The sequence below is a fragment of the Armatimonas rosea genome (assembly GCF_014202505.1).
GTDB lineage: Bacteria > Armatimonadota > Armatimonadia > Armatimonadales > Armatimonadaceae > Armatimonas > Armatimonas rosea.
On record NZ_JACHGW010000008.1, the window covers coordinates 53,521 to 66,509 of the forward strand.

A 12,989-nucleotide genomic window follows, 5' to 3' on the forward strand; every position below is an offset into this window, starting at 1 on the left:
TGCCGGGTAATTTATTGCCCGGCACTCTGCCCGGCATGATTCCCCGCCGGGTAGAATGCCTGTGTGACAAATAGCGACGATATCTACGATGTGGCGACGAAGGCCGCCGGGCCTGCGGGGGAGCTGCCCCTGACCGAGGAGATGCTACGAGATCGCCCGTCCGGGGATCTCTTTGGGCTCTCGATGAACGCCGGCATGGGCTGGGAGCCGTCGAAGGTGGTCGGGCGGGAGTTTCTGGTGCTCTCGACCCTCGGGGGGATGCGCGGCGAGGACGGCAAGCCGATCGCGCTGGGCTACCACACGGGGCACTGGGAGGTCGGTCTGCAGGTGCGCGAGTGCGCCGAGGAGCTGGCGCGGCGGGGCGCGATCCCGTTTGCAGGCTTTGTCTCCGACCCCTGCGATGGCCGCAGCCAGGGCACGACCGGGATGTTCGACTCGCTGCCGTACCGCAACGACGCCGCAGTGGTGCTACGAAGGCTCATTCGCTCACTACCGACCCGGCGTGGGGTGATCGGGGTGGCGACCTGTGACAAGGGGCTGCCCGCGATGCTCATGGCGCTTGCCGGGATGCGCGATCTGCCCTGCGCCATTGTCCCCGGCGGCGTCACCCTGCCGCCGGAGCGCGGTGAGGACGCCGGCAAAGTCCAGACTATCGGGGCCCGGTTTTCGCACGGGCTCATCACGCTCAAAGAAGCGGCCGAGGCGGGCTGCCGCGCCTGTGCGACTCCGGGCGGCGGCTGTCAGTTCTTCGGCACCGCGGCCACGGCTCAGGCGGTCTCCGAGGCGCTCGGGTTGACCGTTCCCCATGCTGCCCTCGCGCCCAGCGGCCAGAAGATCTGGTTCGATATCGCCACTCGCACCGCCAACGCCATGCTCGCGCTCGATGCCAATGGGGTCACGGGCCGCGATATCCTCACCGATAAAAGTATCGAGAACGCCATGCTGGTGCACGCGGCCTGCGGCGGCTCTACCAACTTACTCTTGCACATTCCCGCCATCGCCCACGCCGCCGGGCTGAAGCGCCCGAGCGTCGACGACTGGATCCGTGTCAACCGCTCCGTGCCGCGCCTGGTCGATGTGCTCCCCAACGGCCCCACGGACCATCCCACCGTGCGGATGTATCTGGCGGGCGGTGTCCCGGAAGTGATGCTGCACCTGCGGAACCTCGGGCTGCTGCACTTAGACTGCCTGACGGTGAACGGAAAGACCGTGGGCGAGAACCTAGCCGAGTGGGAGACCAGCGAGCGGCGCGAGAGAGTCCGGCAAGTCCTGCGCGATAAAGACGGCGTCGATCCCGACGATGTCATCTCCGACCCGGAGCACGCCCGCAAGAAGGGCCTCACCAGCACGGTCTGCTTCCCCGTGGGCAACCTCGCGCCGGAGGGCAGCGTCATCAAGGCTACGAGCATTCACCCGTCGGTGGTGGGCGAGGACGGTGTCTACCGCAAGACCGGCCCCGCCAAGGTGTTTACGTCGGAGCGCGCTGCGATTGCGGCGATCAAGGGCGGTAAGATTGTCGCCGGCGATGTGATTGTCCTGACCTGCCGCGGGCCGCTCGGGACGGGTATGGAGGAGACCTACCAGCTCACCAGCGCCCTGAAATTTTTACCCTTTGGCAAGGAGGTCGCGCTCATCACGGATGCAAGATTTAGCGGTGTCTCCACCGGTGCGTGCATCGGCCATATCGGCCCCGAGGCGCTGGCGGGCGGCCCCATCGGCAAGGTCCGCGACGGCGACACGATCGAGATTATCGTGGATCGCGTGAACCTCACCGCCTCCGTGAACCTCACCAGCGACCCCGACTTCGCCACCCGCCCGCTCCGCGACGACCTCGCCCCCGACCCCCAGCTCCCCGACGACACCCGCCTCTGGGCCGCCCTCGTCACCGCAAGCGGCGGCCTCTGGGGCGGTTGCGTCTACGACACGGAGAGCATCCTCGCCAAGCTGAGATAAAATACCCCCATGAGCCTGACAATTTCGTTGCCACCTGATGTCGCTCGTCGTATTGCAGACGAGGCGGCTCGTGAAGGGCTGGATGCACCGTCACTGGTGCTCAAGATCCTGCTGACTTCACCGGGTGGCTCAGGGATGAGTGAGCGCGAGGCAGAGCTAGTCGCACAAATCCATCGCTTGAGTGCGCCCAAATCGCTGAGTGAGCAGCGGCGCTACCAAAAGCTTCGCCGAAAAAATCAGGCAGGAGAGCTCACGGAGGCAGAGCGTGAGCAGCTTTTTGCCCTCATCGACACCGATGAGCTTCGTGCGGCAGAGCGACTGGAGTATCTTGGGGAGCTAGCTCAGCTACGGGGCACCTCGGTACGCGAGGTCATGAAGTCCCTGGGCCTGCGAGTGCCCGGTGTTGCCTAGTCAATGGCCCTACGGAGACGCCCCACACAGCGGCAACGTGAGATTATCACAGAGCGTGCCGAGGCATGTTGTGAGTACTGCAAAACGCCTCTCATCCTTGCCAATGTTGAGAACTTTGAGCTAGAGCACATTGAGCCTGTCGTTTCGGGTGGCTTGACCGTGCTGGAGAACCTAGCGCTCTCCTGCCCCGGCTGCAACGATATCAAGCAGGTGCAAACACAAGCACTTGACCCTGAATCGGGCGCGTATGTAGCGCTTTTTCATCCACGCCAGCAGCTCTGGGAGGAACACTTTGCCTGGAGTGCAGACGGCCAGCTGATCCAGGGAAAGACTCCCTGTGGTCGTGCCACCGTCGTCGCACTACGGCTTAATCGCATCGGACTCGTCAATCTGCGTCGTGCCCAGTGGGCACTTGGAATCCATCCGCTCCAAGAAAAGAGCGAGGAAAGCTAAGACAATATGCCAGACTCCAACGAAAGTGATTTTGGTGAGGAAGACGATCGAGAACCATCGCCACCGCCTGATCGCATTACGGCGCTAACACTGGAGCGCTTCGGCGTAGAACGGAGCTACCAGGCGACTTTTGCGATTCAGTTCGAGGAATACGATGCAGTCGTTTCTTATAGTGGGCAGGGCATCGGTCTGGAAGGTAAGCGTCGCGGTAAGGTGAAGTTTGCCCCACTGTGGAACCTGATTCTCCTGCTTGCGGAGCAGAGCCATACACTCGCCGATCACTACAGGCCTGATGCGACATTTTCTTATTCTTTTGGTACTCTCTTCAATGCAAAGCTGTTCATCCACCGTGGCGAGTACACACAGCGTATTTACTGCCAGGACGGTGAGGCGCCGCCGCTGGTACAAGTCGCACTTCAGCTTCTAGACTTACTTCTTGATCAAGCTGTCTGGGAAGGCGAACCGTTCACAATTCATCGCTTCCCACCAAATCTAGTGCGTGATTTGTAGGTTAGGCGGCGGCTCGGAGGGGCTCGGTGGTGATGTCAAAGCTGTGGGTGACACAGTTCTTGCCGTGGTTCTTGGAGTAGTAGAGCGCTTGGTCGGCCTGCTCGGTGAGCTCTTTGGGGTCGCGGGTGTTGAGGCCTAGGGTGGCGACTCCGACACTGATGGTCACGGGGCGGCGGGGCCAGGGAAGCTCGGCGATCATGCGGCGGCAGCGCTCCGCCACGACCCGGGAGTCGTCGGCGCTGGTGTGGGGGAGCACGATGGCAAACTCCTCCCCCCCGTAGCGTGCGGCGCAGTCGGTCACGCGGGTGGCTTTGAGCAGCGCATCCGCGATCGTGCAGAGGACATCGTCGCCGGCGGGGTGCCCGAAGGTGTCGTTGTAGGACTTAAAGCTATCGACATCCAGGAGAATCAGCGAGAGGGGGTACTGGTAGCGCACGCTCATCCGGTACTGGCTGAGGAGCTCTTCCTGGAACTTGCGGTGGTTCTTCAGGCCGGTCAGCCCATCGACAGTCGCCTGCGCTTCGAGCTGGAGGTTGGCCTCGGCGAGCTCCCGCTGGCGCTGCTCTAGGCGCCGGTTGAGCTTGTTGAACTCGATCAGCTGCTGCTCGGCGATTTTTTGGAAGTGCCTCCGGTCGCGGATATCGGCGAAGGTGGCGACCGCGGCGTAGGGGCGCACCTCGTGGGGGCGGAAGAGGGGCGCGGAGTTGATCGAGACCCAGAGCACCTCGCCATCGGGGCGGTGGAGGCCCATGATGACGTTCTCTTGGGGGACTCCCTCGCGCAGAGAGACCGTGATGGGGTGCTCGTTGCTGGGAAACGGCGAGCCATTGTCCCGCACCGCCATCCAGCGCGGGTCGGCGAAGGTTAGGCCCTGGAGCTCGTCGGCCCCGACTCCCAAAAGCTGCTCGGCGCGGGGGTTGCACAGCACAATCCCGTGGCTGGGCTCCTGCACAATCAGCCCATCGTGCATCGCGGCCACGGCTTGCTGGAAGCGGTCGTCGGCCTCTTGGATATCGAGCTGCGCCACCGAGAGCTCTTGTAGCAGCTTGCCCTGGCTCTGGAGGTGGACAAAGAGCTCTAGCTGCGAGACAAGAGTCCGTGCGAGGCGCTGGAGTCCTTGCTTCTGGCTCTCCGTGAGCTTCTTAGGCTTGGGGCCAAGGACACAGAGCGCCCCCAGAACCTGGCCGTCTTGGGTGACCAGAGGGGCTCCTGCGAAGAAGCGAGCGCGTGGGGGCTCCGTGACCAGAGGGTTCTTGGCAAGGCGTGGATCACGGGTGGGATCGCTGACCACCAGCACCTCGGTAGGGCAGGCCATGACCAGCTGCACAAACGGCCAGATGCCCGCGGTCTGATCGGGCTCTAGGCCCACGGACGACTTGAGCCAGCGTCGCTCCGCATCCGCAAAGGCAATCAGGCCAATCGGCATCCCCGCGAGAGAGAGGGCAAGCTGGGTTGTATCCTCGTAGGTATTCTCTGTCGAGGACTCAAGCGCAGCTGTGTCTAAGACGTGGTAGCGCTGTAACGCCCAGAGACGCCGTGCCTCGTCATCAGTGAGTTGGGAGTTTGTGTTTGGCAACAGATATCCTCTGCCCGATATTATGGGAATAGAAAGTATTTATATTGAGAGAGAGCGACCAAATTTGGCAAAGACCGGTACTGGGAGCAGGTAGTGCGGCGGCGCTCCCCGTCTGGGGAAATACAAAGGGGCTTCGGCTCGGGCTCCCCCCGACACCAGGGCCGCCGGGGCTCCTGCGTGTCTATGCACCCTACTTAGGCCAGGCCTACCCACGGGTCGTCAACTACATCGCGGTTGAGCCGGTCGTGGCGGGGCGGCGCGGGTTCTCGGAGCTAGAGAGCCGTGGGATTGTGGCGGGCGAGACCAAGGAACAGGGAAAGACCTTGACCGTGCGCTTTACGGTGGAGCCCCTGGCCAATGGCGCGAGGCCGATGATCGAGGCGGTCTTTCACGCGGAGCGCCCCTACGACGTCACGCTGCGCTGCCTTGCCGCACCGGGGAGTGCCCCGATGGAGCGCTGCATCCTCACCGCGACCATGGGCAACTACGGCCGGCTGCGAAGGCTCTTTCTCAAGGACCGGGTGGTCGAGGCAAAGACCCTCTGGCCCACCCTGGCTCCCGACCGCCTGGGCTTCGAGCCCCACCGCAGCTTTCCCGCCCACGAGCTCGTGAGGCGCGGCAACGAGGTCGTGCTGGCGGCGGAGACCGACGAGGCAGACCTGCTCGCCGCGACCTATGCCCCGGCGACATTTCCCGGCTGGTTCTACGAGGGCAAGCCTGGTCGGCATCTCTGGCGCACCAAAGAGGTCCCTGGCTTGATCGCCCGTGTCAATGCCCGCCGCACCTACTGGCTGAGCGAGGCCGCGATCCCCGGCGGGCTTGCCTTTGAGAACATCGAGCTCGACGCGCCGTTTGTGAGCGGCCAGGAGTTTACCTTTGCGATTGAGCCGCAAGCCGCGCCTGATAGGCCGTCTCGGACGCCGTCAGCTCCGCAAGCTCCCGCTTGAGCTGGCGCTCTTGTTGGGCGACAGAGGGCACGAGCAGCGCATAGGCCACGCAGAGAGCCGCAGCCACGGGTAGGGCGGTCTGTGCGGTGCCTCGTGCGACTCCGTAGGTGGCGGGAACCCGGCGTCGCCAGCTCACAAGCGCCAGTCCCACGAGCCAGAGAAGGGGTAGTGCCAGAGTCACTCCGACGAGGCTCGTCCAGAGCAGGACGGCCCCTTCCATCTCAGGGGCACTTGTTCCGCCAGCGAGGCCTTGCATCAGCCCCACCATCGCCAGCCACGGCGCGATCGCTCCCGCCTCGGCGCGCACCAGGAGCGCGATGGCGAGATAGGGCAGGAGCCAGGTCGCGGAGAGCAGACCGAGCCGCCGTCCCCAGCTCCCCTCGGCCTTGCGGAGCTTCCAGAGCGCCACAGGGAGCAAGAGGGGGCAGAAAACGAGGCCCAGCCCCCAGCCGACCGCCGGGTGCGCGGCCTCTCCCGCAGGCCAGCGGCGCAGGAGCAGCTTGCCGATCCCCCCGAGAAGCACTACCAGAGCAAAACTCAGCAAGAGATTCAGTGCTGTCAGGTGCCTAAAGTTCTGGATCATGACTCGTGATACGCCATAGAGAGACTGATCGGTTGTTTTCTCGTAGGTTGCAGTGAGCGTCTCCTTGCGCGCCCGGTTTTGCACGATCGTCTCAACCAGGTCTTTCGCTCCGTTCTTGGTCGCAAAGGCCTTCCACTGCCGCAGACGCTCCGTCGCCACTGCCTCAGCTTGTGCCTTACGCGTGGCCTGCTCTTCCGCCGAGGGGAGATCTTCTGTACAGTCGAGGCAGCCCGGCGGCCCCTGAAGGTGGGCCTGTGCGGCGGAGGGGGAGGCGACTGCGGGGGCACCCCCCGGCCGGCCGTAGGCGACAGCGACCATGGCGGTGCCCACCAGTGCGCCGATATGGTTATTGCTCTGCTGGCCGACTCTCTCTCCTAGTAGCATCACCGAGCGGCGTAGGGCGAGGCCATTTTTAATATCGCCCGCTTGCTCTTTCTGCATCGCTTGCACGGTCGCGAGCCGTGCAAGGGCACGTAGCGAGGCGTAGTGGGGAAAGAGGGTGGCGGCGGCGACCGCGGTCTCGGTGAGGGCGAGCTGTGGGCCAAGCGCTGCCTCACGGAGCCGGAGCGTCCCCTGCATCTCCGTGCGCACGCCATCATCGAAGCGCGGGCAGAGCGCGGCGCGGTGTAGAGCGGCCTGCGCCTTGGAGTCCCGCTTCAGGCCGTAGAGCGTCAGCGCCTCCATCGCCGGAAAGAAGGCGTTCGACGGATCGAGGGCCGCGCCGCGCTGGGCATCGGTGAGGGCGCGCTCGAAGGCGGCACTATCAATGGGGCGATCTTGTGCGCCACGAAGCGGCTCTGCGGAGAGAAGCTCTTGCTCCTGGGCGCGGTTGCGCGGAAAGAGCTCCCCACGACAGGCACAGCGCAGCGCGGCGATGTGCCACTCGGGACGGTTGCTGGTCTGGGCACGCGCCCGGAGCCGAGGGAGGAGCTTGGTGCGGTCTGTGTCCTGAAGCACCCCCGCGATCTGAAGCTCGGTATCGTCGGGGTGGGCCGCCAGGGTGCGGGCATACGCCTCCTCCGTGTGCTGGGGCTCCGGTGCGGGAAGTGCCCAGGAGAGCGGCATGTCCTCTTGCTTCAGCCCGAGGCTATAGAGGTTCTGCACCACTTTTTGCGAGCCTCCAAAGACCATCCCAAGCTGCGTGCGAGCCAGGTTGCTTGTCAGGGGATTGAGCGCGGCCGTCGCGAGGGCGGCACCCGCCAGGAGAGCGAAAAAGCGAGGAGAGCGCAGGTTCATAAGAGCAAGAACGTCCCAAGAGCACTTTTGGTTACGGTACCGTCGCTCTGGCGGCTTTTGGTTGTACAATCCACCATGTCCACCAAAGCTGCTGACACTCCCTCTCTGCCGGGCTTCTCCCAGATGGTGCTCCTGCTGGGGCTGGGCTGGGGCCTGACCAATATCGCCTACGGCATCTACGACCTGCCGCTTAAGTTTGTGCTCAAGGAAGAGCTTCATCTCAATGCCCAGCAGATCTCCGCGTTCTTTGCGCTGGGGGTCTTTAGCAACTATGTCAAGCCGCTGGCGGGGATCCTCACCGATAGTGTCCCGCTCTTTGGGACACGCCGCCGCTGGTACCTGATCCTGAGCCTCTTGCTCTGCGGGCTCGGGTGGCTGATCCTGGGGAGTGTCCCTCGCAGCTACAACTTGATGCTCGGGGTCTTTGCGACGACTTATACCATGGTGATGATCATCTCCACGACCTTCGGGGGGGTGATGGTCGAGACCGCGCAGCGCTTTGCGGCGGCGGGGCGGCTGACCGCGCAGCGGATCGGGATGTTCCGGCTCGGGTCGCTGGTGGGCGGGCCACTGGGGGGATTTCTGGCGAAGTTCCCGCTCCTGCTCACCCTGAGCCTCTCCGCGACCCTGCACTTTGCGCTGATCCCGATTGTCTGGTTCTGGCTCAAGGAGCCGCAGAAAGCGACCCTGAATAAAGAGCTCTGGCACGAGGCAGGGGAGCAGTTCCGGGGGCTGGTGAAGAGTAGAGTGGTGCTGGCGGCGGCGGGGATGATCTTTCTGATCGCGGCCTCGCCGGGCTTTAACACGCCGCTGTTCTTCTACCAGACCAACACCCTGGGGCTCTCCAAGCAGTTTCTGGGGAACCTAACCCTGATCGGGGCGGCGTTTGGGCTCCTGACAGCGGCGGGGTACCACAAGTTCTGCCAGAAGGGGAGCATGCGGCTGATCCTCTATGTCAGCATCTTAGTTCATGCGCTGGGAACCCTCTTCTACCACTTCTACCAGACGCCCGGCACGGCGATTGCGATCACTGCGCTGGAGGGAGTCACCCAGACCTTGGCGGTGCTGCCTGTCTACGATCTTGCGGCACGGGGAACTCCTCGGGGCAGCGAGGCGTTAGGGTACTCGGTGATGATGAGTGTCTGGAACCTCACCAACTCCCTCTCGGACTGGGTGGGCTCGACTCTCTTCACGAAGTACGGCTTTGGCTTCACCCACCTGATCTGGCTCAACGCCGGAACGACCGCGCTGGTGCTCCTGGTGATCCCGTTTCTTCCCCGTGAGCTACTCAACAAAACCGATGGGCTGCCTCAGGGAAAAGACGACCATCCCTAGGCGGGAAAACCGCTTCCTTAAACGACAACGATTGATTTTAGAAGGGGGTTTGTGATAAACTTCGCAAAGTCAGACGGACGCGTCTGATGAGAAACATAGCTATGCTCAACTCCTATATTCCGGTCTTGGTGATGGGGCTTGCCGCCGTGATCCTCTCGGCGGTCTTTATTCTGCTCTCTGCGGTGCTCGGCCCGCGGCGACCCTCTCCGCAGAAGAACAGCCCCTACGAGTGTGGGGTGACTCCCATCGGCTCCGCGCGGGAGCGCTTCCCCATCAAGTTCTATCTCATCGCCATGCTCTTTATCGTCTTTGATATCGAGACGGTCTTCCTCTATCCCTGGGCAGTGACCTACGGGGCCAGTGGGGGAATGATGCTCTTCAACCTGGTGGAGATGGTGGTGTTTGTCGCGATCCTGTTTGTGGGCTACATCTATATCTGGCGTCGCGGCGCCTTCGAGTGGGGCTAGGAAACAAGAGTTATTATGAGCCAGGAAACTGACCAGCCGTTTTTGACGGCATCGCTGAACAAGATGGTGAACTGGGGGCGTAAGAACTCCCTCTGGCCCGCCACCTTCGGGCTGGCCTGCTGCGCCATCGAGATGATGGCCTCCACCGACAGCCGCTTCGACCTCTCCCGCTTTGGCTCCGAGGCGTTCCGGGCCTCGCCGCGCCAGGCCGATCTGATGATCGTCAGCGGGCGTGTCTGTAAGAAGATGGCCCCGGTCCTGCGCCAGGTCTACGACCAGATGCCCGACCCCAAGTGGGTGATCGCGATGGGCGACTGCGCCAGCAACGGCGGGGTCTTCAACAACTACGCCGTCGTGCAGGGTGTCGATCAAATCGTCCCCGTGGATATCTATGTCCCCGGCTGCCCCCCGAGCCCCGATGCGCTGATTCACGCCGTCATGGAGCTTCAGAAGAAGATCGATAAAGAGCGCTTTAGCGAAAGATATTGATAAAAAATGGTAGATGTTGATGTTCGTCTGGGGCTCTCGGGCTCGGACTTAGCGATTCGCGACCGGACCTTCAAGGCCGATCTTGCGCGGCGGGGGGAGTCCAATCTCACGGCCGACGAGTCACCGGAGGTGAAGGCGCTCGTGGACGCGGGCTATGGCGCGGAGATTGTCGCCAGCAAGCGCTTCCGCGGCCAGGACTTTATCACGGTCAAGAAGGAGCGCATTGTCGGCCTGCTGACCGTGCTGCGCGATCACGCGTCGCTGGAGTACAAGCTGGTCTCCGATATCCTGGGCGTGGACCTGCTGGGCTTTGAGACCGAGCCGCGCTTCGAGGTGGTCTACAGCCTCTACTCGCTCAAGACCTACCGCCGGATCGTGGTCAAGGCGCAGGTGGGGGAGGACGACCCGACCATTGACACGACCAGCGGGGTCTGGCCCGCCGCCGAGTGGCCCGAGCGCGAGATCTACGACATGCTGGGCATCACCTTCAACCACCACGCCGACCTACGCCGCATCCTCATGCCCGACGACTGGGTGGGGCATCCCTTGCGGAAGGACTTCCCCTTGGGCGGCGAGGAAGTCGAGTTTTCTCACAATGTCCGGGAGCAAGGCAAGTAGACCATGAGCGCGTCTTTAGAGAAAGTGCCCCAAGCGGGCATCGAGATCGAGCGGTATCTGGACCCGGAGACGGCCCAGGAGACCATGACCATCAACATGGGGCCGTCGCATCCTTCCACGCACGGCGTGCTTCGGCTCGTGCTGGAGCTCGATGGCGAGACGGTCGTGCGCTGCACGCCGCATATCGGCTACCTGCACACTGGCATTGAGAAGACCATGGAGAACCTGAGCTACTACAAGGCTCTGGTGCTCACCGACCGCGAGGACTATCTCTCCAATCTCTGTAACAACCTCGCGTACTCGCTTGCCGTCGAGAAGCTGCTCGATGTGGCCATTCCGCCCAAGGCCGACTACATGCGTGTCCTACTCAACGAGCTGGAGCGGATCGCATCGCACTGCCTCTGGCTGGGAACCCATGCGCTGGATATCGGCGCGATGAGCATGTTCTTCTACACCTGGCAGGACCGCGACCGGATTCTGGAGCTCAAGGAGCACCTCTCTGGCGTGCGCACCAAGACCAGCTGGATCTGCCCCGGCGGCCTGCGCGGCGATGCGCCGCAGGGCTGGCTGGAGCGTGTCCGTGCGTTTCTGGACTACTTCCCGGCGCGCATCGAGCTCTACGAGGGCCTGCTGACCAACAACCCCATCTGGATCGAGCGTACGCGCGGGATCGGGATGCTCAGCGCCGAACAGGCGATCGCCTTTGGAATGGCCGGTCCAAGCCTGCGTGCCAGCGGTGTCGCGTTTGACCTGCGAAAAACCAACCCGTACTCCCGCTACGAAGAGTTCGATTTCGATATCTGCGTCGGCACCTATGGCGATGTCTACGACCGCTACCGGGTGCGTATGGCCGAGCTCTGGGAGTCTCTGAAGATCTGCGAGCAGTCCTACGCAAAGGTGGTCGAGATGGGCGCGAAGGCTCCCGTGCGCACTGCGGACCGCAAGATCGCCCCGCCACCCCGTGCCGAGCTGGACACATCGATGGAGGCCCTGATCCACCACTTCAAGCTCTACACCGAGGGCTACCATCCGCCGGTGGGCGAGGCCATTGGTGCGGTCGAGGGCCCCCGCGGCGAGAAGGCCTACTACGTGGTCAGCGACGGCTCCAACAAGCCGTACCGGGTCAAGATCAAGGGCCCGAGTTTCTACAACCTTCAGGCGCTCCCCCAGATGTGTGAGGGGCGCATGGTCGCCGATGTGGTCGCCATCATCGGCTCGATTGATATTGTCCTGGGAGACATTGACCGCTAATGCAAGTCCCTAATACCAGCGAACAGAAGGCCAATAAATTGGCCTTTCTGGATGGTTTTCGAGGACTTGCTTGTGTCTATGTGGTGCTGTACCATTTTTGGTTTGAGCTCTCTATTGCCTACTCAAGTATTTTAACCCAGAATATAAAGTCATACTTTAGGTTTTTGAATTTTGGGAACTGCTCCGTTGCGGCATTTATTGCGATTTCTGGCTATTGTTTGATGTTGTCGACTGTGAGATCATCAAGCGATACATTGAAAAATGGCTGGAGAGAGTTCCTAATTCGCCGGTGTCGGCGTATATTGCCTGGTTACTATGTGTGCCTATTATTAGGCATTGTTTTGATGAATGGCTCGGATGTTCTTCATAAAAGCCTTCTTTTTCAGAATGCAATTCCAGTAGATATGTTCTCAGGGGTGATATCCCATTTATTATTAATACATAATATTAATCAGAATTGGGTTTTTAATATAAACCCGCCTTTATGGAGTGTGGCAGTGGAATGGCAGATATATTTCATGTACGCGTTTGTGATGATGCCACTGTACTCTAGATTTAAGGCAAATTCTTTATTATTATCTGGAGCAGCACTTTCTGTGGTTTTATTTGCGATATCGAGACTCCCAATCGCTTTTTCAAATAAATTTTTCTGGCCGCACTCCTGGTTTGTCTTTATCTTTGCCCTAGCTGCATACGCTGCATGGTATAATTACAGAGTTGCTATTAAAGGTATGTCTGATGCTGCGAGATTGATGTTTGTATCTGCTATACTTGCCGCGTTTTGTTTGTTATCTGTTTTGTTTTTTACCAGGGATGATAAATGGTTAGAGCATCATAACTATATCGTTGAGTTATTGTCAGGTGGTATCTCAATCGGGGTGATGGTTCTATGCATTGATGCAATTTTAGGGAATAAGAAGTCTTTCTTGGTTGGTTTTTTGTCGTTGCCTTTCCTTGTTTTTCTCGGGAAAATATCCTACAGTATCTACTTGTACCATTGCTTTGTGATGGCTGTGGTAATATTTTTAGTGATGAAGTACCTTGGGGCTGGCTTCTTATCCGTATTTGCCACACTCTCTCTAGCTCTGAGTCTTGTTGTGCTTCTCTCTTATTTTTCTTATAAATATGTCGAGCGACCGTTCATGCGGGTTTAGGAATTT

Annotated in this window: 13 protein-coding genes; 11 read left to right on the top strand and 2 right to left on the bottom strand. The window is 61.0% G+C overall.

Going from position 1 to position 12,989, the window contains the following annotated elements; translation table 11 throughout:
* The first annotated feature begins 63 nt into the window (after nt 1–63).
* From HNQ39_RS27395 to HNQ39_RS27410, 4 genes are read left to right on the top strand one after another with little or no spacing between them, the layout of a single operon-like run.
* A complete protein-coding gene (locus HNQ39_RS27395; protein ID WP_184203789.1) occupies nt 64–1,953 on the top strand; it encodes a YjhG/YagF family D-xylonate dehydratase in 1,890 nt (629 codons plus the stop codon).
* A 9-nt stretch (nt 1,954–1,962) separates the two neighbouring features.
* Complete coding sequence (locus tag HNQ39_RS27400) at nt 1,963–2,364, top strand: hypothetical protein (RefSeq protein WP_184203790.1); 402 nt, start codon at nt 1,963–1,965, stop codon at nt 2,362–2,364.
* A 3-nt stretch (nt 2,365–2,367) separates the two neighbouring features.
* Nucleotides 2,368–2,817 (top strand): HNH endonuclease, encoded by a 450-nt coding sequence (locus HNQ39_RS27405; RefSeq protein WP_184203791.1) that lies wholly within the window; start codon nt 2,368–2,370, stop codon nt 2,815–2,817.
* 6 nt (nt 2,818–2,823) lie between these two features.
* Entirely contained in the window at nt 2,824–3,327 is a 504-nt protein-coding gene (locus HNQ39_RS27410) for a hypothetical protein (protein ID WP_184203792.1), read from the top strand.
* A 1-nt stretch (nt 3,328) separates the two neighbouring features.
* Here the strand turns inward: HNQ39_RS27410 and HNQ39_RS27415 are convergent, their stop codons facing one another.
* On the bottom strand, nt 3,329–4,903 hold the full coding sequence (locus HNQ39_RS27415; RefSeq protein ID WP_184203793.1) for a diguanylate cyclase domain-containing protein: 1,575 nt from the start codon (nt 4,901–4,903) through the stop codon (nt 3,329–3,331).
* Nucleotides 4,904–4,947: 44 nt separating this feature from the next.
* Between HNQ39_RS27415 and HNQ39_RS27420 the strand changes: the two genes are divergently transcribed.
* Nucleotides 4,948–5,850 carry a hypothetical protein gene (locus HNQ39_RS27420; RefSeq protein WP_184203794.1) on the top strand — a complete coding sequence of 301 codons (903 nt, stop codon included), beginning with the start codon at nt 4,948–4,950 and terminating at the stop codon, nt 5,848–5,850.
* On the opposite strand, the gene HNQ39_RS27425 is transcribed toward HNQ39_RS27420, so the two are convergent.
* Nucleotides 5,774–7,669: a hypothetical protein gene (locus HNQ39_RS27425; protein ID WP_184203795.1), complete on the bottom strand. Its 1,896-nt coding sequence runs from the start codon at nt 7,667–7,669 to the stop codon at nt 5,774–5,776. The genes HNQ39_RS27420 and HNQ39_RS27425 overlap by 77 nt on opposite strands.
* Before the next feature lie 75 nt (nt 7,670–7,744).
* Here HNQ39_RS27425 and HNQ39_RS27430 point away from each other — a divergent pair, with 75 nt between their 5' ends.
* The 6 genes from HNQ39_RS27430 (at nt 7,745) to HNQ39_RS27455 (ending at nt 12,983) form a co-directional block, all read left to right on the top strand.
* Nucleotides 7,745–9,004 (top strand): MFS transporter, encoded by a 1,260-nt coding sequence (locus HNQ39_RS27430; RefSeq protein ID WP_184203796.1) that lies wholly within the window; start codon nt 7,745–7,747, stop codon nt 9,002–9,004.
* A gap of 101 nt (nt 9,005–9,105) precedes the next feature.
* A complete protein-coding gene (locus tag HNQ39_RS27435; protein WP_184203797.1) occupies nt 9,106–9,471 on the top strand; it encodes an NADH-quinone oxidoreductase subunit A in 366 nt (121 codons plus the stop codon).
* A 15-nt stretch (nt 9,472–9,486) separates the two neighbouring features.
* The gene (locus HNQ39_RS27440; RefSeq protein ID WP_184203798.1) at nt 9,487–9,960 is read left to right on the top strand and encodes an NADH-quinone oxidoreductase subunit B; all 474 of its coding nucleotides are present in this window, start codon (nt 9,487–9,489) and stop codon (nt 9,958–9,960) included.
* A gap of 6 nt (nt 9,961–9,966) precedes the next feature.
* Complete coding sequence (locus HNQ39_RS27445) at nt 9,967–10,578, top strand: NADH-quinone oxidoreductase subunit C (RefSeq protein ID WP_184203799.1); 612 nt, start codon at nt 9,967–9,969, stop codon at nt 10,576–10,578.
* Between the two features lie 84 nt (nt 10,579–10,662).
* Nucleotides 10,663–11,829, top strand: a complete 1,167-nt coding sequence (nuoD, locus tag HNQ39_RS27450; RefSeq protein ID WP_343075992.1) for an NADH dehydrogenase (quinone) subunit D — start codon at nt 10,663–10,665, stop codon at nt 11,827–11,829.
* Nucleotides 11,829–12,983: an acyltransferase family protein gene (locus HNQ39_RS27455; protein WP_184203801.1), complete on the top strand. Its 1,155-nt coding sequence runs from the start codon at nt 11,829–11,831 to the stop codon at nt 12,981–12,983. The genes nuoD and HNQ39_RS27455 overlap by 1 nt, the downstream gene beginning before the upstream one ends.
* The last annotated feature ends 6 nt before the right edge of the window (nt 12,984–12,989 follow it).